Origin of the sequence: Citrobacter sp. RHBSTW-00986, assembly GCF_013783065.1 — a bacterium.
GTDB lineage: Bacteria > Pseudomonadota > Gammaproteobacteria > Enterobacterales > Enterobacteriaceae > Citrobacter > Citrobacter braakii.
The window spans coordinates 3,778,780-3,803,764 of sequence record NZ_CP056200.1; the positions used below are offsets into that span (position 1 = coordinate 3,778,780).

26 protein-coding genes, 1 tRNA gene and 4 pseudogenes are annotated in these 24,985 nt (G+C 48.6%); 15 read left to right on the plus strand and 16 right to left on the minus strand.

Going from position 1 to position 24,985, the window contains the following annotated elements; all coding sequences use genetic code 11:
- Positions 1 to 47: 47 nt before the first annotated feature.
- Entirely contained in the window at positions 48 to 1,028 is a 981-nt protein-coding gene (locus HV345_RS18335) for an IS5-like element ISKpn26 family transposase (protein ID WP_032655735.1), read from the plus strand.
- A gap of 148 nt (positions 1,029 to 1,176) precedes the next feature.
- Positions 1,177 to 1,869, plus strand: a pseudogene (locus HV345_RS18340) (polysaccharide biosynthesis tyrosine autokinase); the annotation flags it as partial.
- Between the two features lie 119 nt (positions 1,870 to 1,988).
- On the opposite strand, the gene appA reads toward HV345_RS18340, so the two are convergent.
- From appA to HV345_RS18370, 7 genes and pseudogenes are all read right to left on the minus strand, one after another.
- The gene (gene appA, locus HV345_RS18345; protein WP_016239723.1) at positions 1,989 to 3,287 is read right to left on the minus strand and encodes a bifunctional acid phosphatase/4-phytase; all 1,299 of its coding nucleotides are present in this window, start codon (positions 3,285 to 3,287) and stop codon (positions 1,989 to 1,991) included.
- 79 nt (positions 3,288 to 3,366) lie between these two features.
- The gene (cbdX, locus tag HV345_RS18350) at positions 3,367 to 3,459 is read right to left on the minus strand and encodes a cytochrome bd-II oxidase subunit CbdX (protein WP_000270305.1); all 93 of its coding nucleotides are present in this window, start codon (positions 3,457 to 3,459) and stop codon (positions 3,367 to 3,369) included.
- 12 nt (positions 3,460 to 3,471) lie between these two features.
- A complete protein-coding gene (gene appB, locus HV345_RS18355) occupies positions 3,472 to 4,608 on the minus strand; it encodes a cytochrome d ubiquinol oxidase subunit II (protein WP_032654819.1) in 1,137 nt (378 codons plus the stop codon).
- An 11-nt stretch (positions 4,609 to 4,619) separates the two neighbouring features.
- Positions 4,620 to 5,579 (minus strand): annotated as a pseudogene (locus HV345_RS18360) (cytochrome ubiquinol oxidase subunit I); the annotation flags it as partial.
- 145 nt (positions 5,580 to 5,724) lie between these two features.
- A pseudogene (locus HV345_RS26735) lies at positions 5,725 to 5,811 on the minus strand (hypothetical protein); the annotation flags it as partial.
- Positions 5,812 to 6,116: 305 nt separating this feature from the next.
- On the minus strand, positions 6,117 to 6,728 hold the full coding sequence (locus tag HV345_RS18365) for an inovirus Gp2 family protein (protein ID WP_008325050.1): 612 nt from the start codon (positions 6,726 to 6,728) through the stop codon (positions 6,117 to 6,119).
- A 404-nt stretch (positions 6,729 to 7,132) separates the two neighbouring features.
- Positions 7,133 to 7,339: an AlpA family transcriptional regulator gene (locus tag HV345_RS18370; protein WP_032654816.1), complete on the minus strand. Its 207-nt coding sequence runs from the start codon at positions 7,337 to 7,339 to the stop codon at positions 7,133 to 7,135.
- 769 nt (positions 7,340 to 8,108) lie between these two features.
- On the opposite strand from HV345_RS18370, the gene HV345_RS18375 reads away from it, so the two are divergent.
- The 13 genes from HV345_RS18375 to ykfI all read left to right on the plus strand — a co-directional run bounded on the left by HV345_RS18375 (position 8,109) and on the right by ykfI (position 15,015).
- Positions 8,109 to 8,714: a hypothetical protein gene (locus tag HV345_RS18375; protein ID WP_255467585.1), complete on the plus strand. Its 606-nt coding sequence runs from the start codon at positions 8,109 to 8,111 to the stop codon at positions 8,712 to 8,714.
- A 107-nt stretch (positions 8,715 to 8,821) separates the two neighbouring features.
- On the plus strand, positions 8,822 to 9,685 hold the full coding sequence (locus HV345_RS18380; protein ID WP_181635899.1) for a GTPase family protein: 864 nt from the start codon (positions 8,822 to 8,824) through the stop codon (positions 9,683 to 9,685).
- Between the two features lie 91 nt (positions 9,686 to 9,776).
- Positions 9,777 to 10,598 carry a DUF932 domain-containing protein gene (locus HV345_RS18385; RefSeq protein WP_032654809.1) on the plus strand — a complete coding sequence of 274 codons (822 nt, stop codon included), beginning with the start codon at positions 9,777 to 9,779 and terminating at the stop codon, positions 10,596 to 10,598.
- A gap of 217 nt (positions 10,599 to 10,815) precedes the next feature.
- Entirely contained in the window at positions 10,816 to 11,517 is a 702-nt protein-coding gene (locus tag HV345_RS18390) for a WYL domain-containing protein (protein WP_032654806.1), read from the plus strand.
- Positions 11,518 to 11,553: 36 nt separating this feature from the next.
- On the plus strand, positions 11,554 to 11,790 hold the full coding sequence (gene ypjK / locus HV345_RS18395; protein WP_001115854.1) for a protein YpjK: 237 nt from the start codon (positions 11,554 to 11,556) through the stop codon (positions 11,788 to 11,790).
- The gene (locus HV345_RS18400; protein ID WP_001547764.1) at positions 11,790 to 12,233 is read left to right on the plus strand and encodes a YfjS/YafY family lipoprotein; all 444 of its coding nucleotides are present in this window, start codon (positions 11,790 to 11,792) and stop codon (positions 12,231 to 12,233) included. Before ypjK ends, HV345_RS18400 begins: the two co-directional genes overlap by 1 nt.
- 22 nt (positions 12,234 to 12,255) lie before the next feature.
- Positions 12,256 to 12,723: a protein YkfB gene (gene ykfB, locus HV345_RS18405; RefSeq protein ID WP_001547765.1), complete on the plus strand. Its 468-nt coding sequence runs from the start codon at positions 12,256 to 12,258 to the stop codon at positions 12,721 to 12,723.
- A 76-nt stretch (positions 12,724 to 12,799) separates the two neighbouring features.
- Positions 12,800 to 13,039, plus strand: coding sequence for a DUF905 domain-containing protein (locus tag HV345_RS18410; RefSeq protein WP_000194654.1), 240 nt, complete (start codon positions 12,800 to 12,802; stop codon positions 13,037 to 13,039).
- A 97-nt stretch (positions 13,040 to 13,136) separates the two neighbouring features.
- On the plus strand, positions 13,137 to 13,595 hold the full coding sequence (locus tag HV345_RS18415) for an antirestriction protein (RefSeq protein ID WP_000211838.1): 459 nt from the start codon (positions 13,137 to 13,139) through the stop codon (positions 13,593 to 13,595).
- Between the two features lie 15 nt (positions 13,596 to 13,610).
- Positions 13,611 to 14,087, plus strand: coding sequence for a RadC family protein (locus HV345_RS18420; RefSeq protein WP_000811693.1), 477 nt, complete (start codon positions 13,611 to 13,613; stop codon positions 14,085 to 14,087).
- 8 nt (positions 14,088 to 14,095) lie between these two features.
- Positions 14,096 to 14,323, plus strand: a complete 228-nt coding sequence (locus HV345_RS18425; RefSeq protein ID WP_008324517.1) for a DUF987 domain-containing protein — start codon at positions 14,096 to 14,098, stop codon at positions 14,321 to 14,323.
- 12 nt (positions 14,324 to 14,335) lie between these two features.
- The gene (locus HV345_RS18430; protein WP_008324516.1) at positions 14,336 to 14,653 is read left to right on the plus strand and encodes a type IV toxin-antitoxin system YeeU family antitoxin; all 318 of its coding nucleotides are present in this window, start codon (positions 14,336 to 14,338) and stop codon (positions 14,651 to 14,653) included.
- A gap of 20 nt (positions 14,654 to 14,673) precedes the next feature.
- Positions 14,674 to 15,015 carry a type IV toxin-antitoxin system toxin YkfI gene (gene ykfI / locus HV345_RS18435; RefSeq protein WP_008324514.1) on the plus strand — a complete coding sequence of 114 codons (342 nt, stop codon included), beginning with the start codon at positions 14,674 to 14,676 and terminating at the stop codon, positions 15,013 to 15,015.
- 381 nt (positions 15,016 to 15,396) lie between these two features.
- On the opposite strand, the gene HV345_RS18440 is transcribed toward ykfI, so the two are convergent.
- The 9 genes and pseudogenes from HV345_RS18440 to HV345_RS18480 all read right to left on the minus strand — a co-directional run bounded on the left by HV345_RS18440 (position 15,397) and on the right by HV345_RS18480 (position 24,941).
- Positions 15,397 to 15,472, minus strand: a tRNA-Thr gene (locus HV345_RS18440).
- Between the two features lie 165 nt (positions 15,473 to 15,637).
- Positions 15,638 to 16,102 carry an isoprenylcysteine carboxylmethyltransferase family protein gene (locus HV345_RS18445; RefSeq protein WP_137367227.1) on the minus strand — a complete coding sequence of 155 codons (465 nt, stop codon included), beginning with the start codon at positions 16,100 to 16,102 and terminating at the stop codon, positions 15,638 to 15,640.
- 193 nt (positions 16,103 to 16,295) lie between these two features.
- Positions 16,296 to 17,744 (minus strand): annotated as a pseudogene (locus tag HV345_RS18450) (EAL domain-containing protein).
- Positions 17,745 to 18,086: 342 nt separating this feature from the next.
- Positions 18,087 to 18,560 carry a hypothetical protein gene (locus tag HV345_RS18455; protein ID WP_181635900.1) on the minus strand — a complete coding sequence of 158 codons (474 nt, stop codon included), beginning with the start codon at positions 18,558 to 18,560 and terminating at the stop codon, positions 18,087 to 18,089.
- Positions 18,535 to 19,266, minus strand: a complete 732-nt coding sequence (locus HV345_RS18460) for a winged helix-turn-helix domain-containing protein (RefSeq protein ID WP_181635901.1) — start codon at positions 19,264 to 19,266, stop codon at positions 18,535 to 18,537. The genes HV345_RS18455 and HV345_RS18460 overlap by 26 nt, the downstream gene beginning before the upstream one ends.
- 144 nt (positions 19,267 to 19,410) lie before the next feature.
- On the minus strand, positions 19,411 to 20,106 hold the full coding sequence (locus HV345_RS18465; RefSeq protein WP_047417050.1) for a fimbria/pilus periplasmic chaperone: 696 nt from the start codon (positions 20,104 to 20,106) through the stop codon (positions 19,411 to 19,413).
- Positions 20,103 to 21,719, minus strand: coding sequence for a fimbrial protein (locus HV345_RS18470; RefSeq protein WP_181635902.1), 1,617 nt, complete (start codon positions 21,717 to 21,719; stop codon positions 20,103 to 20,105). Before HV345_RS18470 ends, HV345_RS18465 begins: the two co-directional genes overlap by 4 nt.
- A gap of 4 nt (positions 21,720 to 21,723) precedes the next feature.
- Positions 21,724 to 24,216, minus strand: coding sequence for a CS1-pili formation C-terminal domain-containing protein (locus HV345_RS18475; RefSeq protein ID WP_047418406.1), 2,493 nt, complete (start codon positions 24,214 to 24,216; stop codon positions 21,724 to 21,726).
- A 47-nt stretch (positions 24,217 to 24,263) separates the two neighbouring features.
- Positions 24,264 to 24,941, minus strand: coding sequence for a hypothetical protein (locus tag HV345_RS18480; protein WP_046276284.1), 678 nt, complete (start codon positions 24,939 to 24,941; stop codon positions 24,264 to 24,266).
- Between the last annotated feature and the right edge of the window lie 44 nt (positions 24,942 to 24,985).

Below are 24,985 nucleotides of genomic sequence, written 5' to 3' on the forward strand. Positions count from 1 at the left end.
GATATGAGATCATCATATTCATCCGGAGCACATCCCAGATGGACATCATGAGCCATCAACTCACCTTCGCCGATAGTGAATTCAGCACTAAGCGCCGTCAGACCCGAAAAGAGATTTTCCTCTCCCGCATGGAGCAGATTCTGCCATGGCAGAATATGACCGCTGTCATCGAGCCGTTTTATCCCAAGGCGGGCAATGGCCGACGGCCCTATCCGCTGGAGACCATGCTGCGTATTCACCGCATGCAGCATTGGTACAACCTGAGCGACGGTGCCATGGAAGATGCCCTGTACGAAATCGCCTCCATGCGCCTGTTTGCCCGATTATCCCTGGATAGCGCCCTGCCGGATCGCACCACCATCATGAATTTCCGCCACCTGCTCGAGCTGCATCAACTGGCCCGTCAATTGTTCAAGACCATCAATCGCTGGCTGGCCGAAGCAGGCGTCATGATGACCCAAGGCACTTTGGTGGATGCCACCATCATTGAGGCACCCAGCTCTACCAAGAACAAAGAGCAGCAACGCGATCCGGAGATGCATCAGACCAAGAAAGGCAATCAGTGGCACTTTGGCATGAAGGCCCACATTGGTGTCGATGCCAAGAGTGGCCTGACCCACAGCCTAGTCACCACCGCGGCCAACGAGCATGACCTCAATCAGCTGGGTAATCTGCTTCATGGAGAGGAGCAATTTGTCTCAGCCGATGCCGGCTACCAAGGAGCGCCACAGCGCGAGGAGCTGGCCGAGGTGGATGTGGACTGGCTGATCGCCGAGCGTCCCGGCAGGGTAAAAACCTTGAAGCAGCATCCGCGCAATAACAAAACGGCCATCAACATCGAATACATGAAAGCCAGCATCCGTGCCAGGGTGGAGCACCCGTTTCGCATCATCAAGCGGCAGTTCGGCTTCGTGAAAGCCAGATACAAGGGGCTGCTGAAAAACGATAACCAACTGGCGATGTTATTCACGCTGGCCAACCTGTTTCGGGCGGACCAAATGATACGTCAGTGGGAGAGATCTCACTAAAAACTGGGGATAACGCCTTAAATGGCGAAGAAACGGTCTAAATAGGCTGATTCAAGGCATTTACGGGAGAAAAAATCGGCTCAAACATGAAGAAATGAAATGACTGAGTCAGCCGAGAAGAATTTCCCCGCTTATTCGCACCTTCCCTAAAAATATCCCCTTCCTGGCGGTGGATAACCCGGCGGATTCTGCTGTGGAAGCCGTACGTGCGCTACGAACCAGTCTGCATTTCGCTATGATGGAGACTGAGAATAACATTCTGATGATCACCGGTGCGACGCCAGACAGTGGTAAAACATTTGTCAGTTCAACTCTGGCAGCGGTGATCGCCCAGTCCGATCAAAAAGTGTTATTTATTGATGCCGACTTACGCCATGGTTATTCGCATAACCTGTTTACCGTGAGTAATGCACATGGCTTGTCGGAATATCTGGCAGGTAAAGATGAGCTCAACAAAGTGATCCAGCATTTTGGCAAAGGAGGCTTTGATGTGATTACTCGCGGTCAGATGCCACCTAACCCGTCTGAACTGCTGATGCGCGATCGGATGCGTCAATTACTGGAATGGGCGAACGACCATTACGATCTGGTGATTGTCGATACGCCGCCGATGCTGGCGGTGAGCGATGCTGCGGTCGTGGGGCGCTCTGTCGGCACCAGCCTGCTGGTTGCGCGTTTTGGCCTGAACACCGCCAAAGAGGTGAGCTTGTCAATGCAGCGTCTGGAACAGGCAGGCGTCAATATTAAAGGCGCTATCCTCAATGGTGTGATTAAACGCGCCAGCACCGCTTACAGTTACGGCTATAACTATTACGGTTATAGTTACTCCGAGAAAGAGTAAAACTGAAGGTAAAGTGACCGGATGCGGCGTGAACTCCTTTTCCGGTCTACGCATTAGACAGTTCTTCGTTTGTCATCAGCCTCAGAGCATTCAGGTAGCTGAATGCTCTTTTTTATGCATTACAAACTGCACGCCGGTATGCGTGCTTCATTCACGATTTGCGTAAAACCGGCCAACGAACACATGCCCTGCGCATTTCGCTCTTCACATCCTGCCAGGGTCAGTTTCACCTCTCCGGGCGGCGTATTTAATGACAGCGGCGTTTTATCACGCATCTGCTGTAAAGTCTGGAAGACCAGCGAAACCTGAATCCACTGGCTGTTATCGCTTAGCCGACGCCAGCGTTCAAACACCAGTTCACCACCTGGCGGCGTGTTATCCGGCTGACCTGGAAGCGTCCAGTTGAGCTCCAGTGCGCCGCCGAGATTTGCCAGATTAGTATCGTGTCCGGCGATAAACAGCACTGAAGTGGGTAATATCACACCATACGCCTGTTTTTGCGGTGGATGGGGCGTCAACGCTGTCATGATCAAATCCAACAACGGGGTGGCGCGGCTGCGGGCAACCTCCGGCGTGCGTTGTAGTAAATAAAATTGCGCGTTATGCAAACTTAGCAACGTGTTCCACTGGTGTGAATCAGTGATCCTTCCCCACCCCGGCTCCGGCATTCCCTGTGCCTGTTGCAGGAGAAATATCTCCGTCAGCATTGATGCGAGGCTTACCGCACCGGTTAATGAGACATTGTCGGCGCTCACCTTGAGTTCCGATGGTAATGCCTGCGTTAATGAACAGCTTTCGTCCTGTTTCTCACGGTTAAGGCACAAGTTTGATTGCGGAAAATTAAGCACCCGTTCCAGTTCGCGAAACGCCGTTTGCCGATGCCCGGTAAAGTCAGCAATTGACCCTCCTGCCCTGCTGAGGATCGCGTCAGTCACGTTCGCGTTATCCAGTTGGCAAACGCCAGTTTTTAGAGGATTAAATAACGGATCGGGACTGGACGTATCTGCCTGGGTATGTACGGTTATTGCACAGTCAGGTGCCAGCCCGGCGGCGAAGGCTTCGCCTGTTTTACGGGTACGCTCGTCGACATCAGCAATAATCGCGACCTGACCAGGCTGCGGGCAGCCCTTTTTCGTCAGCAATCCGTCGGCTACCAGACGCTGGCGTTGGTAATGTCCGAGATAAGCGATTAGCTCACCACCGCGCGGTGTCAGCCAACCCAGTTTTACCGGCCAGGTTGGCCATGCGTCTGGGGTGACATCCTGCATCAGTTGCGTGGCCTTAGTTGGGGCACGCACACCATGACGACTGACAATCACCACACTTTCCAGCTTCAGCTCCGGCTCACTCTGAGCGAATGCAGATTGCGGGGTTAACGGAATCAGAAGAGATAAAAATGGGATCAAGATCGCTTTCATCGATATGTTTCCGCTTTTCATATCCGACATTATTGATTGCCTGATACGACGCTAATGCGCCGCATCAGACTTACGTTCGTTAACTTTTCAATCGCGGGTCCAGCCATACCAACACAAGGGTGGAGAGCGAACACATCAACAAAATGCCGACGAACCAAAGTAAATACCACATTGTTCCTGCTCCTTAGTACAGCTCGTTTTCGTTACGGCGGAGAGTTTCTGTCGTCATGCGCCCCCACATTTTGTAGTAGCTCCAGAGAGTGTAGAGCAACACAATGGGCAAAAATATCAGCACGATTACCAACATAATACTCAGCGTCAGCTGACTGGAAGTGCTGTCCCACAACGTCAGGCTGGAGATTGGACTCACGCTTGACGGCATGACAAAGGGGAACAGCGTGATACCTGCCGTGAAAATCACGCCAAATTGCATCAATGATGCCATCAAAAATCCCCAACCCGGGCGACCACGATAAATCGCCATCACCGTCAGCAATGGGCAGAAGAACCCCAGTAGCGGGAAGATCAACAAAACGGGCGACTCGACAAAATTATTCATCCAGGCACCAGGTAGCACTGCCACCAGTTTCATTAACGGATTGGAAGGACCGTTAGCATCCTGGGCGAGCAGTACAAAGCCATCAATACCGACCCACAGCCAGTAACCCGCCAGCAAAAAGCACAGCATCACCAACAGTGCAGCGCGTTTAGTCGCCAGCTGTGAACGCAGATGAATCACACCAACAGTTTTCAGTTGTAACCAGACGCCACCTTGCAAAATCACCATCCCAAGGCTGAGCAATCCGCACAATAAAGGGAATGGCGTCAGCAGTTGCCAGAAGCTGTCGAGATACTCCACGCGTAATTGCGGTGTGAAGGCAAACGGCACGCCGAGCAACAAGTTGCCGAAGGCGATACCGAAGACTACCGGCGGCACCAGACTGCCGATGACCAGACCGGCATCCCACATTTTACGCCAGCGTGCATCGGCGATTTTTCCGCGATAATCAAAGGCCAGCGGGCGGAAGAACAGCGAGCACAGCACCAGGATCATCGCCACATAAAAGCCGGAAAACGCCGCTGCATACACTCTGGGCCAGGCGGCAAATAATGCCCCACCTGCGAGGATCAACCAGACCTGATTGCCTTCCCAGTGCGCACCAACGCTATTAATCACTATCCGGCGTTCATCATCATTACGCGCCACCAGCGGCAGCAAACAGCCGATCCCCATGTCAAATCCGTCGGAGATCATAAAGACCACCAGGATCACGCCAATCAGCAGCCACCAGATGAAGCGCAATGTTTCATAATCAAACATGATTTTCTCCTTTACCCCTGTTGCTGCGTCGGTTGTTCACTCTGCATCGCGCTCGGCCCCAGACGGGCATATTTCTGCATCAGGTAGACTTCGGCGATTAAGAACAGGGTGTAAAGCCCTACGATCATGATCAGTGAGAAAGCCAGTTGTCCTGTGGTTAAGGCGGAGTGCGCGGAGTATGTCGGTAAGATGTCCTGTATCGCCCACGGCTGACGACCAAACTCGGTCATAAACCACCCGGCTTCAATCGCAATCCACGGCAACGGCAAACTCCAGAGCGCCATTTTCAGCACCCAGCGATGCTGGTCGATTTTGCCACGCAGCGTCTGGACAAGCGCAATCAGCATCACCAGTAGCAGCAGGGAACCACAGCCCACCATGATGCGGAAACTCCAGAATACCGGCGCAACCTGAGGTATTGCACCACGCATCGCCGCCTGGTACTGTGCGGCTGTGACATGATTCATATCCGGCGCATAGCGGGAGAGCAACATGCCGTAGCCCAGGTCACCTTCCAGTTCCCGGAATGCCTGCAACACATGCGGCTCACGATTGCCTTGCGATATTTCCTGCATTAACAGCCAGACCATACGTCCGCGTTGCAAGCGTGGGTAGGTTTCAGCCATCAAATTCTTCAGACCCGGCACGGGTTTATCTAATGAGTGAGTGGCGAGGATCCCTAGCAGCGCGGGAATTTTGATGGCAAAGGCGTTACGCTCTTGATCCTGTTCCGGCCAGGCAACCACATGGAACGGTGCAGGTGCAGGTTCCGTTTGCCACTCCCCTTCCATCGCCGCCAGTTTTACCGGTTGTACTTGCGCGACTTCATACGCAGAACTGTCTCCGAGTTGCAGCGTGCCAATAATCGCCAGAGTACCGAAGACGGAACCGATGGCAAACGAGCGTAATGCGACATCGCGCTCCCGTCCGCGCAGTAAATACCAGGCGCTGATCGCCATAATAAACATGGCCGAGATTTTGTTGTTCTTTTAGAGCCTGAGGTTTAGCGTAAGCGGGAGCCAGCCTGTAAATACCATCACCATCGGGGACGATTCTGTCGCCCAGACGATTAAGATCACGATACAAAGTACGCTCACTGATGTTGAATTCGTCCATCATCTTCTTACGTGATACAAAACCGTACTGGTAAAGTTCTGCAATAATAGCGGTCATTCTTTGTACCATTACCTCATGCCCGCTCATGCGCGTTCTCCTTGTAATTTTTCCTTGAGATTACCAGTTGCTACTGACAGGGCATGTCAGTAGCGACTGGAGGATCATGTTTTCATATCGGCAAATTTCTCACATAACTTAAGGAGATTAAGTCGAAAAGTCAGTTAATGGATTTTGCGGTCAATAACATAATCAGTCTCCTGCAGGCAGTCGCGAGTAGCCACTCAGAGGTGAAAGAACAACTGACGTGTCAAGGCTTCAAAAGCGGAGTATGCTGAGATTCAGTCGATTAGAGCCAGGCTGAAAAAATCTTTATAGACTTAGTTTGTTTTGCCTCAGGACTGACTGCAGCCAAACGAGCGTTCATCTCGGCTGTATGACTTGGTGCGCTCCTTCGCAAAGTAGCTCAGACGGAAAGTGAGCTTATCGTAAACCGCACGATAGTCTGTGGCGTTGGCATCCAGATAATACAGGGGATTATCTGGGATGTGGACCAACGTTCGGTATTCGGGGTAAGGGCCTAGTTGCAAAGCGCTCAGCCAGGCTTCACGTATCAGGCTGGCTAATCCCGTTCCCCCTTCTCCATAGCTCCCAAGTCCATTGAATGTGTCTTTGTTCACGAAAAGTACCATGTGGTAATGGGACTTCTCGTTTATTTCTCCCACTTCCCGAACCCAGGCGTAACGCAACTGGCATGGGTAGCTCCTGATGCCATTCTTTATTTTATTTCGGTACCGAGCATCGATTTTTGCATTAAGCGATTCAATGAAACGGGATATCAGACCACTATTCCTATTACAGTTGTCATCAGGCAGACGTAGATCGACACGGACAGCCATTGTCCTTGGGTGTTGTGCTATAGCGTTATCAATTACACCCAGCATCCGTTGCAAATACGTTGTATTGAATGGGGCATGACGTTGGTCAAGATAAATATCATTAAGCATAATAGATTCCTGTGATCTGAATATCGGGCAGGACGGAACCTTACCCGCGATGGTTGAGGTAATTAGGTGGTATCAAATCTGGCTTATTGAGTTTGTGTTGGATGTTAGTTGGGTGATGCTGACTAAATTGCTTGGTGTGTATTGCGTAGGTGTGTATTACTGGAATATTGGGGTTTATGTACTGATATATATTAACAATCCGTCACGTATTAATACTCAACATTCAGGCCAGATACGGTTTGATATTTCATTGTGTTAAATTATTTACTCCGAAGTTAATGTCGTCTGAAAAAAATGATTAAGGGGTGGCTATAACTTATTTCAATCACGGTGCATGATCAGAGTGTCATTTAAAATTAAGCAGCAAAAAGGGCATGGAATTTGATAAACACAGTCCAAAATATTTAATTTCTGGAATCATTAATTTTAGCCTGCAACCACTCCTCCAGGTCGCTTTTTAACCAGCGAGAAGCTCTACCCATCTTAATGGGTTTCGGAAATACCCCTTCCTGTATCAACTTATAGAACCATTTATCACTCAGGCCAGTAAGGCGTGTGATAAACTTCATATCGATGAACTCATCTTCCATTAGTGCAGGTTTAGTTTTCATGCTGAGTGTCCCATTGCGAGAAGAGCACCGGAGCAGGCGATAACTAATTGTTCACGCCTTCTCCTCCACATGAATGGGGTGTGACGTAAAAAAAGATCTGGAAGGAGCAGTTGAGCTACCCAACTAAGAATGCATAGATACGGAAAACCTCGTGTAACGCTGTTCTCTGACCGTTACAATTTGACGGATGTCGAAACTTTGTAGAGTGCAATCATGAAAATTATTCAGAGTGGTGAGTTGATCAGTACTCTCCCCCAATTTACCAGAGGCAGAAAAATCACAGGAGGCAACCAGCCATTAATCACTTACTAATCAGTTAGTAATCACTACTTTATCATTAAAAAATCAGCAAAAAACCAGTCAACAGTCACCTTGCAGATGCCAAATCATCATGGTTCATTTATACTTTTGAAAGCATCGGACAGATGTGATATCACACTGGAGGGTACATGCTTAGGTATGACGAAGTGAGAGAGGAGTTCTTTTCCCTTTACGTTCTGAGTCTGTATTACAACGAAGATTACATTAAGCAGGCGAGTAATTTCGACACGCCTGAGGAATTTCAAAAACTCATTAATCATATATTGAACACTAAATTCCTATTCAATAATGAAGCAATACAAAGTGCGCGTACTTACTTGAAAAAACAGTTCCATTACAAAATCTTGACAAAGAGAAGTTCGATTGTTTCAAAGGTTCTGATAGAGGATCGTGGTTTGCCTTAATGTATATATATAACAACAGAATCAGTCCTGAAACCTCCTCGAGCGTGAATATCTTTGCACAAGATAATATTTACAACCCGAACTCAACTCCTGCATCCTTTTTTGAATTTGAAAACATTGATGAAATTAAAAATTTCTCACTTGATGAAGTACAAGCCGAAATGCAGATGGGAATCTCCCCTAGCAATAAAGAAAAAAATAGAGATACACCTGAAAAATACTCGCGTAGATTTTATTTAACATCTGGCGCAGATCCCGACAACTACAGCCCGAATACAACATCCGAACAAGAACGCATTTGTACTTTGATGAGGTTTATTGATTTAGATCCTGTAAGTTTAAGTCAGAAAATTTCTTATTTTCGTAAGTTGCATGATAAATGGCTAGAGCAATATAATACATTCCTTACTGATTATGACTGGCTAGATAAAAAAGATGAAAAGCAAGCTATCTATTGCTGGGAGTATCTGAGAAATAAAAATATGACCCCCTTTTATTTAAAACCATATAACACTGCAATGAGAATACAGATGATCATTGCATGCATGGATAGTTGGGACACTGGAGTTGAAGAAAAATATTTCTTTATTCAGAAAATGAAGCATGCTTGGCAGCAGGCTGTTTCATCACGTAAAAAAGACAAAAAGTAGATCAAGTTAATAATTTTCAGATATATATCATCCCTTTGAACATACCAGATTAACGGTGAAATCTCACGATTCTGCCGTTTTTGTATTATTTTTCAGAGGAGTAGCTAATGAACAATTCTGAAGGTTTGAAGTCGTTTCAGCAATCGCTTGCTGGCCTGCCACAGTGGGTGTCTGAACGTATATTGCAGCAGATAAATCAGTTAACCCGCTACGAGCCAGTGATCGGCATTATGGGTAAAACCGGTGTTGGGAAGAGCAGTCTGTGCAATGCCCTGTTTGCCGGAGATATATCACCGGTCAGCGATGTGGCTGCATGTACCCGTGAGCCACTGCGCTTTCGCCTGCAAGTCGGCGACCGCTATATGACGCTGGTGGACCTGCCAGGCGTGGGCGAAAGTGGTGCTCGCGATACCGAGTATGCTGCGATGTACCGCGAACAACTCCCCCGGCTCGACCTGGTTCTGTGGCTGATTAAGGCCGATGACCGGGCGCTGGCGGTGGATGAACATTTTTATCATCAGGTGATTGGAGAGGTATACCGGCATAAGGTGCTGTTTGTTATCAGCCAGTCGGATAAGGCCGAACCCACCAGCGGTGGGGGACCGTTGTCCACGGCGCAGAAGCAGAATATCAGCCGTAAAATCTGTCTGCTGCATGAGCTGTTCCAGCCCGTACATCCGGTGTGTGCCGTGTCGGTCCGTCTTCAGTGGGGACTGCGGGTGATGGCCGAGCGAATGATTAAGTGCCTGCCACGTGAGGCCACCAGCCCGGTGGTGTCGCAACTCCAGTCTTCCTTTCGCACGACGGTAGTCCGGGAACAGGCTCGTAGCGATTTTGGTGAAACCGTCGGGGCCGTACTCGATAGCATCAGTGCCTTTCCCCTGATACCCGCCCCGGTACGGGCTGTCATTCAGGCCGTGCGCACCACCGTGGTCTCTGTGGCCCGCGCCGTCTGGGATTTCTTCTTCTGAGTATTTAATCCATCCCTGTTATTTCCCTGACCCTGTCGCCGATGCGACGGGGATCCCCTTTATTTGTTTTCCCGTTATGAGGAGTCTGCTTATGACCCGTCTGGCTTCGCGCTTTGGCGCTGCAAACATTATTCGTCGTGACCGTCCGTTAACCCGCGAGGAGCTGTTTCGCGTGGTGCCCAGTGTGTTCAGCGAGGACAAACACGAGTCCCGTAGTGAACGCTACACCTATATACCCACCATCTCCTTGCTGGACAGCCTGCAGCGAGAAGGCTTCCAGCCATTCTTTGCCTGTCAGACCCGTGTGCGTGATCCGGAGCGTCGCGAACACACCAAGCATATGCTGCGTCTACGGCGTGAGGGACAGATAACCGGTAAGCAGGTGCCGGAAATAATCCTGCTCAACTCTCACGATGGCAGCAGTTCGTACCAGATGCTGCCGGGACTATTTCGTGCGGTTTGTCAGAACGGGCTCGTCTGCGGTGAGTCGTTTGGCGAGGTGCGGGTGCCACACAAGGGGGACGTGGTGAGTCAGGTGATTGAAGGCGCGTATGAGGTGCTGGGGATTTTTGACCGGGTGGAGGAGAAACGGGATGCCATGCAGTCGTTGCTGTTGCCACCCCCGGCACAGCAGGCACTGGCAAAAGCCGCCCTCACATACCGCTTTGGTGAAGACCACCAGCCGGTGACTGAATCGCAGATCCTCTCCCCTCGCCGCTGGCAGGATGAGAGCAATGACCTGTGGACCACGTACCAGCGTATTCAGGAGAACCTGATTAAGGGCGGGCTCAGTGGCCGTAATGCCAAAGGAGGACGGTCACATACCCGTGCCGTTCGCGGTATCGACGGGGACGTGAAACTTAACCGGGCACTGTGGGTGATGGCGGAAGCGATGCTCACGCAACTGCAGTGACCGTTTAATGTTGCCGCCTTGTTAATATCGGACACCACCTGTCCGCATCGCACCGTGCTGGCGGTCCTCACTCACTGAGTGAATGGCCTGTAACCCCCGCTGCCTCTGGCTTTTGCAGAAATGAAAAATAGTTTCTGTGATGTCCATACCCTGTCCGACCCCCTCTTTAAAGTAATCACATCATTTTCAGTCAGTTAACTTTCACGGAGAACGTCTCATGACACAGGCAGAACGCCGCCATGACCGGCTGGCTGTCAGGCTGTCACTGATAATCAGCCGTCTGGTGGCAGGGGAAACGCTGAGTGTGCGTAAGCTGGCCGCTGAGTTTGGTGTGTCGGTGCGCACGCTGCGGCGTGATTTTCGCGAGCGGCTGATGTATCTGGACCTGGAGTATCAGTCCGGATATTGCCGCTTACGTACTGCGGGCAGTGAGATGCAGATGGTGCCCGACGTGCTTATCTTTGCCCACCGCAGCGGGATGGCCGGTCTTTTCCCTGGCTTTGACCGTCGTCTGGTAAACGCACTGCTGATGTGCGATGAGTCTCCCTGCGTAATCGCACCCGCCAGTCCGGCTCCTTCGCCATCAGGCGCATTGTCTTTCTGGCGACTGATTCAGGCCATTACCGGGCGCAGGCGGGTGACGCTGATTGCCGAGGGGCAGCGCTGTGAGCGGCTGGCTCCCTGCCGGTTACTCATCCACCAGCAGGCCTGGTATCTGGTGGCAGAGCACGACGGACATATCGCCGTATTCACCCTGAATGAAATCCATCTGGTTCAGCCCCTGCAGGAGTCTTTTCGCCGCAACGACAGTCTGTGCAGTCTGGTTGAAGACCCGGTGTTTATTCAGGCCTTACCCCATTTTCGCTTTATCCAGCAGTCGCTGCTTGCGTTTGTTCCGGCCGACAGCCCACCGGAATAGTGCAGGTCTATCTCAACTCATCCGCAGGGAGAGCCTATGCCATTTATTGCCATTATCGCCATTGTTGTCATCGTCATCATTCTGAACAAAACCGGGGTGTCCGACAGCCTCACGGCCCTGACCCTTGCCACCGTTGCCGCACTGCTGACGGGCGGAGGGGCAGCCGGTGCGGCCAGTGTCGCACTGACACCGTTCGTCGGCGTGCCGGTGGGTATTTTCGTGGGCATTTATGTCTTTGCCAAAGTGGTTCGTCTGATTTCAGGAAAAAAATAATGAAACGTAAAACACTGCCTCTGCTGGCGCTGGTTGCCACCACTCTGTTTCTCATCGCATGCGATGACAGAAGTGATGACCTGAAGGCCATCAGTAAATTTAAGGACCTCACCCCACCGCGTTTCAGTGATGTGGTCAGCCACCAGGATGATGTCAGCGAAGAATGGTCACAGGTTGACTACTTATCCGGTCCCACCTTGCAGGTTTTACGTACCCGCCAGTCGCCCGATGGCTGCGAGGATGGCAGTTACTACTACCTCGTGGATATGCAGGAAAAAACCGTCCAGCCACTGATGAATGCGCTGTGTATTGCCGATAACATCAAACTGGAATACCAGGAGGTGACGGACCCGTATACCAAAGAAAAATACTTTGAGTACGCCCATGACGGCAAACTGATGGGGCGACTGCTGATACCCTCAAACCCTGAGAACCAGGAATAAAACAACGACAAAGGAGACAAGAATGACAATACTTTCACTAAGTCGGTTTATGCTGGCGGGTGTACTGCTCGCGAGCTTTAATGCCTCTGCTATCCCGGGGTTCTGGCAGCAGGGTTACGGTCAGGGCAATACGGAATACAGCGTGACCGAAGCCAGCGGAAAGACGTTTACCATCAACTGCACAGGGAACCCGGACCAGAATGGTTTCTATCAGCATTCAGTCTTTCTTACCCTTGCCGATGACAAGATGGTCAGTTCGCACGATGACGACACTACTATCACCGTAGTGATGGATCACCAGCAGTACATTATTCCGTCCAGCCTGGGCTGGCGTAACGGCGATAACGCCTGGTTTGACTTCATCAGCAATATCTCTGAGGCCGGGCAGTTCGACGTCTACGTCAATGACCACAAAGCAGGGACCTTCACTGCGGACCGGAAGAACGCTGAGAAAGTTCTGTCCACTCTCGGAGACTGCAGCAACGACTGATAGTAGTATCTTCCCCAGCAAATCCACCCCGACAGCTAGCAGGCTGCCGGGGTTTTCTTTTATCAGGAGCCCGAAAATGACCCAATCCGTGTTGCTGCCACCGGGGCCTTTCACCCGGAGACAAGCGCAAGCGGTCACTACCACGTACAGCAATATCACACTCGAAGACGACCAGGGCAGTCACTTCCGTCTGGTGGTTCGTGATACTGAAGGCCGGATGGTCTGGCGGGCATGGAACTTTGAGCCGGATGCCGGTGAAGGTCTTAACCGCTATATCCGCACCTCAGGCATCCGTACAGACACGGCCACCCGCTGATCGCGAAGCATTTACCCGCATTCACCTCCCCGAACACACTTTATATCCCCATACGCCAGCCATCGCCGCTGGCGTTTTTATTGACGGAGACATACCCATGACAACACAGACGCAGCACGACCTCGCACCCGCTAACCAACCCGAATTTGAACTGACCGTCACGCCGGTCCCCGATGAACAGCGTATCGATTTCTGGCCACAGTACTTTGGCGCTATCCCGCAGTGGCTACTCCTGGAGCCGCATATCTTCGCCTGGATGGACCGCTTCTGTGAGGGCTACAGCGGTGGTATCTGGTCGTTCTACACCCTCAGCAATGGCGGCGCATTTATGTCCCCCGAGCCTGACAACGATGAGACATGGCGTCTGTTTAACTGCCTGAACGGTAACGATGCCCAAATGAGTGCAGAAGCAGCAGGTATTGCTGTCTGCCTGATTGCGTATAGCCACCATGCCTGCCGTACAGAATGTGACGCGATGACCGCACACTATTACCGCCTGCGGGAGTATGCCATGCAACATCCAGAGGCTCACGCCATTCTGCGTATTATCGACTGACCGAAGGAGCAACAGATGAAACAGCTTTCCTTTTTACCCGGCGAGATGACGCCACAGGACCGGCGTCTCATTCAGCGAGCGCTCAGGGCTCTGGACCGCCACCTGCATGAGCCCGGCGTAGCCTTCACCTCTACCCACGCCGTACGTGAATGGCTGCGACTGCATATGGCCGCGCTTGAGCGGGAAGAGTTCCGGGTGTTGTATCTGGACAACCAGAATCAGTTGATTGCCCATGAAACGCTCTTCACCGGCACGATTAACCGCACCGAGGTGCATCCCCGGGAGGTGGTCAAACGTGCTCTGCACTTCAACGCGGCGGCGGTGATACTCGCGCATAACCATCCTTCCGGCGAGACGACACCTAGCCAGGCCGACAAAACCCTCACGCAGCGACTGGTTCAGGTGCTTCAGCTGGTGGATATCCGTGTCCCTGACCATCTGATTGTCGGTGGCAGGCAAATCTATTCGTTCGCAGAACACGGTCTGTTGTGAGGTATGACATGAAAATTATCAGTAAACGCCGGGCAATGACGATATACCGCCAGCATCCTGAGTCCCGGATCTTTCGCTACTGCACCGGCAAATACCAGTGGCACGGTAGCGTCTGTCATTACACCGGCAGGGACGTTCCGGATATCGCCGGAGTCCTCGCGGTATACGCCGAACGCCGCCAGGACCGCAATGGGCCCTATACCTGCCTGATGAGCATCACCCTGAACTGGCAATAGTGGAGAACTGTAATGAGCAACCCTACCAGGGGCCTGCAGCGGGCTATCACGCCGCGCCTGGGAGCCCGTCTGGTGCAGGAGGGTAACCGACTGCACTATCTGGCTGACAGGGCCAGCATCACCGGCAGGTTCAGTGACACCGAATGCCGGAAGCTGGATGAAACATGCCCGCACTTTATCCGCCATATGGAGTCGATGCTAACCACCGGTGAACTCAGTCCCCAACACGCCCACTGCGTCACCCTGTACCACAACGGTTTCACCTGCGAAGCCGATACTCTTGGCAGTTGCGGCTACGTATACATCGCCATTTACCCCACTCAGAGTTAATTACCTTCACGAGAGTAAACATGAAAACTTTACCTGCAACAACTCAGCGGGCGGCGAAGCCCTGCCTGTCACCCGTGGCTGTCTGGCAAATGTTACTGACACGTCTGCTGGAACAGCACTATGGTCTGACAATAAACGACACGCCATTCTGCAATGAGGCTGTGATTAAGGAACACATCGATGCCGGTATCACCCTAGCCGATGCCGTGAATTTTCTGGTGGAAAAATACGAACTGGTGCGTATCGACAGGAAGGGATTTAACTGGCAGGAACAATCCCCTTATCTCCGGGCTGTAGACATTCTGCGAGCACGGCAGGCAACTGGCTTGTTGCGGCAAAGCCGTAACAACGTAGTACGATGAACATTGCGTACAACCTTCCCGATTTACATTTCTGAACTTCCTCCCTTGTTTACCTATTGCGTAATGCGCCTGCTACTACCCGGCAGGCGCGTTATCTTTTTACGGACAAACAATCATGCAACCAGAAGTTGAAGTATTAACCGATCATAATGAGCTAATTTGTTCGAGCTTTATTGAACACATTGCCAACACATTAAATTTAGGAGTAGTGTACAACTAAACCTGCAGCCAAGGATGTATAGTGAGCGAAGCCCTATCAGGCCTTTTTGGTCAGTAGATAAGATTGATCTTCGTTGATAGAATTTACTTACACCAGCTGTTACATTAAGATAATTTTTTGGTGGGAGAATGATAAGATCTTACGTAACAATTTGATTTTAATGGTGCCGATAATAGGAGTCGAACCTACGACCTTCGCATTACGAATGCGCTGCTCTACCAACTGAGCTATATCGGCCCTGAAAAGGACATGTCCACGAATGTGAGCACGGGGTAGAAGGTTAAAACTAACCGGGCGATGCGTCAATGGCCTTGCGAATCAAACGCCTATTTTTGCATCATCCGGTTTCAATTACGCACGAATCGTGTCGTTACAGGCATGCTTATACGCGGTCGGGTATTACTATAACCAGCGGCGAACGTGTTGTTCATAGCGCTCCCACTCCAGCCCGAAATGTTTTCGCAGTTGTTCCTCTTCAAAGTCGATATGCAATCTGGCAACCGCCAGCATAAACACCGGTACAGCCAGTACTCCAGTCAGGCTACCGATGTAAAGAGCAAAGGCCAACTGGATTCCACTCATACCAAGGTAGATCGGGTTGCGGCTCCAGGCGTAACATCCGTCGGTAACAAGCGTGGTCGATTTATGTGCATGCAGCGGATTCAGGGTCGTACGTTTCATCCGCATCTGCCACGCGGTATGCAATATCACCAACAGACTGACGCCGGCCAGCAATGCGCATATCACGATATTCACCCCGCCGAATGTGAAGCGCGGACTCGCCGTCAGCACATCCGCAACGAGAAAAAGTACTAAGATAAGAGGCGGCGGAAACCAGACTCTTAATTTTGTCAGGAAATGACGCATGGCCAGGAACTCACCTTGGAATCGGTTTAATTAACGCTGATACCGCTATAAATACCCCGTATTAGATACATAAACAAACGATGCCTCACTCACAACAGGCTATCGCCTTCACCAGACAGGCGGGAGTTATCGTACTCACCTCGACAAAAATACCTGCATCAGAGGCATCCGCTCCTGATGTTCCCGAAAGGCTTTACGTTGAGAAAGTAGAATCCGACGCTGATTCAAAAAAATCTAAAGACTGCTTGTAGTAACGCATAAAATCATCAAACGTCACTGGCGGTAAAAATTGATAACCCTGCAGGTAATCAACATTATTTTTCCCCAACCATTGCTGCTGATAGCCATATTCAACGCCTTCCGCCACCATGCGTAACCCCAGGAGTTCGGAAAGGTGAATGATTGACTCGAGCATAGGGATATGTTGCTCAACTTCTTTAATAGCTTTGATAAAGGTTTTATCAATTTTTATAACATCCAGGTCTAACTCATTGAGATAGCAAAGGTTAGCGTATCCCGTCCCAAAATCATCTAAAGCAAACAGAACCCCTCTGTTTCGCAACGATCGTATCAGCTCTTTAATTGCAGGAGTAATAGTGAGAGTCTGGTTTTAAGTTATTTCAATCATCAATTTTATCGGTAGCCTTTGCGTTATTTCCATAAAATTAAGACACTCCCAATAAAAGACGGGGTTACTTAAACCTGATGGACTCACATTAAAAGAGACAAATAAAGTTTTATTGAAATCCTCGCTTCCGTTGACCAGATTACGCGCGACGGTGTTCATTAAATAGCTCGTTAACTCATTCATTAAGCCACATTTTTCAGCCAGCGGTATAAACTCACGCTGAGAAATAGCATAATTATCTCCCTGTGGCCAACGAGCCAAAACCTCAACACCACAGACATCTTCGTTGATATTTACGATGGGTTGAAAATAAGGAATGATCTCTTCATTCCTTATTGCCATACTCAGTCGACTAGAATCTGAGACATCATATGCTTCGCCGTATATTACATTCTTACCAGAATAACTGTTCGTCGAGGAACCTTCATGCAATAGATTATTCCTGGTTAAAAAAATGATAGTTTCATTAAAATGAGAAAATCCCAGACGAGCGGTAATTCGTTCCCGATATCGATACACTGACTTAATTGTTATCGAGTTAGCATGACAAAAATCGTGCAATTTTTCCTTTGTGAAAGATGCATACAGCATTTTCTCTTCAAACTCAGTCAAATGAAAAGTAAATATCGCTGAACCTTTAGTGACTTCCACAACCTCATTGGGAGCCATTATATTGGCTCTCAACTGAGAAATCAGCTGATCCGATAGTTCCCGTCCATTAATGAATGCATACTCCTCATACCCCCGATTAATAGAACGATTTTCATTCATCCGAAGAACAATACAGTTTATATTGATAAACTGCGTGCTATTTCTCTGAAACCACTTCCTGACCTGGAATAATGGTAACCGGTTATCGATCACCAGTAAACAGGATGGATACCGTGGAATAATTGACTGTGAACCAGAAATAAATGCCCGCGCATCGACCAACACCAGATTTGGCAACCACGCTTTTATCCCTGAGAAAAGAAAAATATCATAACTGAGCAGAAAAACCTTTTTAGTATTCATAGTTACCACCAACTTAAATTTATGGCATGGCAGGTCCCTCGTTTTATACACGAGAGAATATACAACACCTTTAGCCTCCAGAAATTACAATGCAGTCCGCGAATTAACTTTATCCATAAGTCATCTCACGCAGTTTCAGAATTTATAATCACGATTATCCATATGAATATTACCATTAAATGTTAAGGCCATTTTAATTATTGAAAAAGGAAAAATCCTAATTCTTCATCAATACAAATCCTATTGCTCATTTTCACTGTAAGACAAAACAAAAAACCACGAACACTAAAAACGACAAAATATAAAACTACTAAAACCGTAAGGATAACATATTATTGTTACTTATGCTGCCCGACAAACCATTAACGTACGTCGCAGATCTCTGATCGCATAGACATTTTTGGCGATATGGATGATCTTATAATAAAAAATTTCCTGTCGTGACATGAGTTGTTCGGTAACGTCATCAGGAGCATTATCATTTTTATTTTTAACAATAGCTACACGACGGGTCTGCAGGTAACCATCACGATCTTTACCAATAAAATTCAGGATAACATTACGATCTACAGCATAATTTTCACCCTGAATATTGAGGCTTCCTACCTGAGATACCCGCCCTTCGGTAGCAGAAGAAATACGAAAAACCAGCAGAACTTCACCTTCAATTTTTACACCCTGAGTTTGCGCCTCCAGATGCAGGTAAGTTTTTGCCGAGCAGGTCAGCGTCTCAGGTTCTTGATGGCGATATAAAAAATATGCTGTTATCGCTGCAAGAAAGATTGCTCCACTAATAAACAAAATTTTCACATTCACGGACAACCCCTCCTTTCTCTAACGTACAAATCCCAAGCAAATTCACTCTAAGATCATTGCCGGCTGATAAATTATTATCATCATAAAAAACAATTGTTTTCTTGCCATCATGACAAGCCGCATTTACTTTTCGCCACATATCAGATGATAAAAATGCTTTCGTTTTATCAGCATTATTGTCATCGGCAGTATAAAGTTCACAATCATCTATTGCCCTGATATAGATAAAATTTTTGGAACTTGAATTAAGTGCTGAAAATATAAAAATAGCGCTTCCAAGAAATGCAAATAATAAAATGAACAGAATAATATTTTTACGTTTTGGTCTTACGGATGAGTTCACCGTCTCAGTTACCGAACGCACAGTTTCATCTTCACAGGAAGATGACGATTCATCGCTGATCGAAGCATGGAACAAAAATCCCTGCCGAGGCAGCGTTTCAATGGGATTACCCGCCCCCAGCTCACTAAATGCTTTTCGCAAAATACTGATGCTTTTATTAAGACTATGACCCGATGGGGCCATGCCATGCTTTTTCCAAACTTCTTCAATGATAAACTCGCGGTGGACTTGTTGATTTTTATGGGCAATGAATAGCTCAAGTAGTCTCGCGGTAGACGCCGAAAGAATTATTGTCGTATCGCGATGTTTCAGGCTTTTTCTGGTGGAATCATACACAACCTGTTCATTAATTATACTGTTCATACTACCTGACTCTTAATTACCGTGACGTTGAGTGCAAATGACTAAAATTTCATCTGTTCCGAGCTGCTCACTGCATTGTATAAAGATAGTTACAGTATAGGTTCGATATCTAACCATGACATATCGGATCAGACTTAATGCTTACTATTGATTGAGTTTGAAGCACCCCTGACCTACTGGTATGTATTTCTGCAATGCAACGATAAATTTCCGGTTTTTTGATTTCAATTCGCTACTACGCCAGGTTTCACCCGGCAACACATAACGCATGGTGGCTTCATCATCAGTTGAGTTGCACCCCAGATGTACGATGATTTTAAAAAAAGTATTCCCGGTGTTTTTCAGTGTTCCGTTTGCCTCATCAATGGTGTAGGCCAGATTCATTTTTCTCGGGCGAACAACCAATATGGTGTCCATAGCGATCACCGGGAGAGCCTGCCCTCCTTTCCCTTGATTACGCTCGGTAAACAGCGTTATCGGCATTTCACGAAACAGAATTCGGTAATAGCGTTCTTTATCATCCTGCGGTCCACGGTAGAAAATCTTAAAAAACTCACTCGCCTGCGGAGCCAGTGAAAAATTCAGCGGCGTAAACAGAAGTTCGCCTTCAGCAATGGCACTTCTGTTTTCACCTCCCGGTCCAGGCTTATCAATTTTTACTGCGCCAATACTGTACAAATTCTGTTTCTGGCTATCGTTATAGATCCGTTTGCTGATAAATGATTTATCCGATGGCATCTCATAAATGGTCGACTCCAGGTAGACAGCCTGTGCGGAGAATATAGTCAGCCCGGAAAGTAAGATAAATACCCATCTAAACACCAAACGGCAGCGGTTCATGGCGTCACTCCCACCCAATTCGCCGTGACTTTTATCTCTCCACTGGCACTGACGACACCTTCCCAATCTGTTCCGGAAACAGTTAACATCGACCGTGAATCATTCATTGGGAAAAGCAATTTCAAATCAGTAGCATAATAGCTTCCATCATCATTGTTATTTGCGTCCCAGGGCGTCTGTTGCCACTGCGCATCGCTCATATTGATTGCTGCTTCACTACAGCTATTTCGTTTCTTCACCACGCCCCCCGACTGACTGTTGTACTGCAGAAAGGCGGGGATTGGGACTGACAGCCCGCCTTGAGGGGAGGTAAACAGACAGTAAGACACACTGTTTATCGTCGTACTTTCTCCGATAACTTGCGCGGTAATGCTATCAGCCTGACGAGGACCGGAGACTGTCACGGTGTAATCTATTTCTATAGGAGCGGCGTCGCCAATCGTGCCACTGCCGCTCGCAGAAGCTGTGTTGTCTGAAGAGACGATACTGATCCCATACTCCTTCGGCACAATATTGATCTGTAGCGAAGGCGTAAACTGGTAGTGCCCTGACTCAGGTGTTAAGCCATTATAAAAACCGAAGGTAAACGGTTGAGTGTTAGTAATGCTGATTCCTGAATCGACGAGTTTTTTCAGGAATACTTTTGACAGAAAAATATATATGTACTCTCCAGAGGTCGTGAAAACGTTGTAATAAGCAGTTGAAGTACCATAGTTATACCAGTTTGAACCATTCCCGGAGTATTTCACGGTGGCCGGTCCAGGCGTAAAACCAAGCATCGCCGTGTCGACATAAGCGCGAAACGTCAGAGAGGCGGTCAGATTGGCGGTTTGTTGCAGGTTATAATTTACCATTTTGCAAATCACGCCGTCTTCGCCGTTAACCACGCCAAGCTCGCAATAACCAGTGTCTTTGGTGATGCTCGGCGTACCGTCGCTGGCAACCCAAAGCTCCTGAAATGCATTAGTCGATACCAGTGACAGATGACCACGTTTGGTTAACGTATAATTGACGTAATTCCATAATCCTTTCGATTGATCTTTGCAACGTTGCCCGGAAGAATAATCATAATCCACGGAAGTATAACAACGGTTGAACACATAGGTTTCGCTGCTACCGGTAGGCACATTGCGAAAGTACTCATAGGCAGTATCCGTCAGGGAAGCGAATCCGTAGGCGCCACCAATAACACCTGCGACAGATCCCACCTGCGCATGATAAAAACCGTTTTTATCAGTGCCTTGCCCGGCAATAAATCCAGTTGATGGACACTGGCTGCCGCTATAACAACGGATCCCCCGAAAAGGCCCGTTAATCGGGGAATTATCAATCCACATGTCCTGATAATAATTTCCTGGCGCAGTCCAGATGACAAAACCTAAATACCCGAGACTCACCTGAGAGGTACCGTATTTTATCCACGTGTTTGACCCGCTGAAACGCGGATCGAGTGCGGAGGGGGTGATAAAGTATTCACTATCAATGGCATTTTCAATAAACAAATAGTTATTACTGACTGAGCCGGAAGATACTGCATTTAAAGCCAAAGCAGGCGCAGGCGTGAAACTCCCCACGGCACAGATTACAGTAGCTACTTTAATTAATACTTTCATTTTATTACCTCTGCGCCATCGTGGTTTGCGTGGCACATTTCACATCACCAACCCACGCTGCGCCGCGTGCTTTTTCCAAATCGAGATCGGCTTCGCATAGGCTGCCATTGGCTGAAATTAACGTGATGACTGGATACTTCTTATCGATATCGATAGCAAACTCCCCTTTTTCATCCGTACGCGTTTTACCGATGTGATTATGAATATCGGTGTTTGCAGCTAACTGCCCATCGGGATAACGAATACGCCCGAATACGGTGACCATACTTTTCACTTCAGGGTTGATAACACCCACGTTACCCGGATATAGCGTCAGTTCCTGTTTGCGCCCTGAAACAATATCAAAGCTGTCTTCAGAGTTTTTATCATTGAGGATCTCCAGCTTGTACTGAGCATAAGGCGGCAGTGCAATGAAATTTGATTTACCGCTGAGAAGATAATTTCGGTTATTAATCTTCGCAGCCAGTTTCCCTTCGCCGGTCAAATCGGTTTTCACAATAATGCCTGACCTTTGCCTCTCTTTACTCAGACCGAAATCTTTTCCTGCCCACGCCAGGGAACCTTGAGAAGAGAAGTTCATATTGGTGGAGTTGTCCGCAGAACGCGTTACCGATACGGTGCCGGCGTTATATTTCGTGTCATAACTCAGATTGCCGTTTACCGAGTAATTATTGTCGTAATACTGCTCGCCACTCAGGCGTGTCGAAGCCGACAATCCGACCGATTTAATGGGGCCTTCAGCATACTGCTTGCGCGCGCTGAGATTACCCTGAGTGCTGCCATAGCGATCCCGGGAGACGCCCATGCTCATCCAGGACGCCAACGGCAACGATAAATCCAGGCTGACATAACGTTCCTGTCGCCCATCGTCATTCCGGTTGTTGTAGTAATAACGCTGAATACCTGCGCGCAACCCAACCGTGGCATACTTGCCTGAATAAAGGTTCGTGCTGTAGTCCAGGTTACGGTATTTATTTCCCGAGTAGCGATTCTCCGTCTGGCTCACGGTAAGCGAGCCGCCGTGAGGAATAAACTTCCCGAGGTTAAGAGTGCCACCAATGGAATAATTGTCACGCTCCTGCATGGGCAGACGGTCGCCAATTTTACTGTCTTCACGAGATGCCCAAAGGGAACCATATCCCTCGGGGATATTGAGATTGATATTACTGATGTTTCGCCATGACGAATCGTTCGCTACCAGCGTCTGATTGCCAATGCTTACGTATTCATTCACATTGAGCGTAACATCCGTTTCATTAACCGTATTGTTGCCAAAACCGTAGAGCGTAGATTTCAGGCCCAGCCCCGACAATATCGCCAGCGTCACCGATGCGGCACCGCCGGCAATCCAGGTCTGCTCATTGCCTAAATCCTGATAGTGGTTTCGCTTATAACTCACACGGTCATAATCCAGTGAGCCACCAAACAGTTGCCATGAGAGCTGATCAATTCCGGCTGCCTGTTGGCGGGCAAAGATTTTATTAACCCGACTGATACGACTATTAATTGTCCGACCATTGACCACGATATCTACCGTGACATCATAAACACCATACGGAAAACGACTGGTATCAATTTCATAACTGCCCATATTAAAGTTCTGTACGCTGAGCAAACGTCCGTCACGAAATACATGAACCTCGCCAGCGGCTGGCAAAAATACGGTAATTGGCGTGAGCGAAAGCGAGGTATTCTCAACAACCGTACTTCCTTTGTTTCCGTAGCTTACGCCGTAAATTTTCCCACCATTCAGCGCATTCAGGCTGGCAATAGACTGGACATTCCAGGTGTCGAGCATCCCGAGCGCCAGTCGATATCCGTCATAATCACGCTCATACATCGCGCGATAGAGTTTACTGGTGCTGTTGCTGTCGCCTATGCCGTAAAACGAACCGTTAATGTTGACATGGTGTTCACGCAGCGATGTTGTATTGTCCATCGTCAGATAGCTGCGGGTACTGCTGCCGTTATGATAATCGTTGTAGTAGGTGCCAAAGTTATAGTTCAGGACGTTAGAGAGAGTCTCCACGCTGGAAGGTCCAAGCAGGCTACTGCGTGCGACAATCGCTTCAGTTAACGCATCTTTGCTGACAATCATCTCCAGGTGAAATGAGGAGACGTTGAGTTGCAGACGTGCATCATTCGATAGCTCGATGTTGGTGTTATCGTGAAACTTCACATCACGAATTTTTTCCACCAACGCGCGAGTTTTTCCAGATAACACGGCATTATTGGGCAATTCAGCAAGAGTCAGGGCTTTAACCGTAATATTGCCATCAACAAGGGAAATCACCGCATCGGCAACTTTTTGCTGACTTTTCTCGTCAGTCTCGTTGTAACGAATATATACCGGCACCGTCATTCCCTGCTCCAGTGAACGGGCGAAAGCGCTGGGGATAACGTAATTACCCACTTTTACTGGGGCTGCATGTGAAAATCCTGGTGTCAGCGCAAGAAAAAGACAAATGCTACCGCCGACAATATTTGTTGTTGTCATCTGCATCCTTACATTCCGGTAATTTTATTTATCCCTGCTATTGACCATCACTTCACTGTAATAAACTGCTTACCGTGCCAGATACCGATGCGTGAACGGCTATTACTAATGTCGGTAAACTGTAATTTTATTTTTGTACCCGGCATAATGTAATAACGTTCGCGACAGCCTCGTCCCCGATCGCGAGCCTTATCTTTACAAGCCCCATAGGCGATCACACGAAACGATACATTGCCGGTATTAGTAATAACATCGCCATTTCGGCTATATTCAAAACGCTCCTTGCGCGGCGCGACTACCAAAATAGTGCCAATTTCAGCCGACGCTGTTGCAACAGCCATTTTATTCGCCCGGGTTTCCGCGCTCTCGGTGACCGGCTCATCTATCCATTGCAGACGATAATAACGCTCGACATCATCTGCAGGTCCTTTATAAAAGAAACGAAATACATCCTTCGCCTGGCCAGGAAGAATAAGATTGGCAGGTGTAGAGAGTAATTCTCCGGAATTAACGGGCTTTATTTCGATTCCCCCCGCCAAAGGTGATGACAATTGTTTTACCGAAACACTGACATAACGCGCCGCATCTGTCGTATTGATAATTTCTTTCGATAATGAACTCTCAGCAGAAGTCATGATCGATGTGATTTCACCAACATTAATTGCCCATCCGGGAAAAGATGCTACTAACCCTACCAACATCGCTGCCGGTAAATATTTTTTCATGACACCATTCCTGATAAATTCGGGAGAACAAATTCTCCCGAATT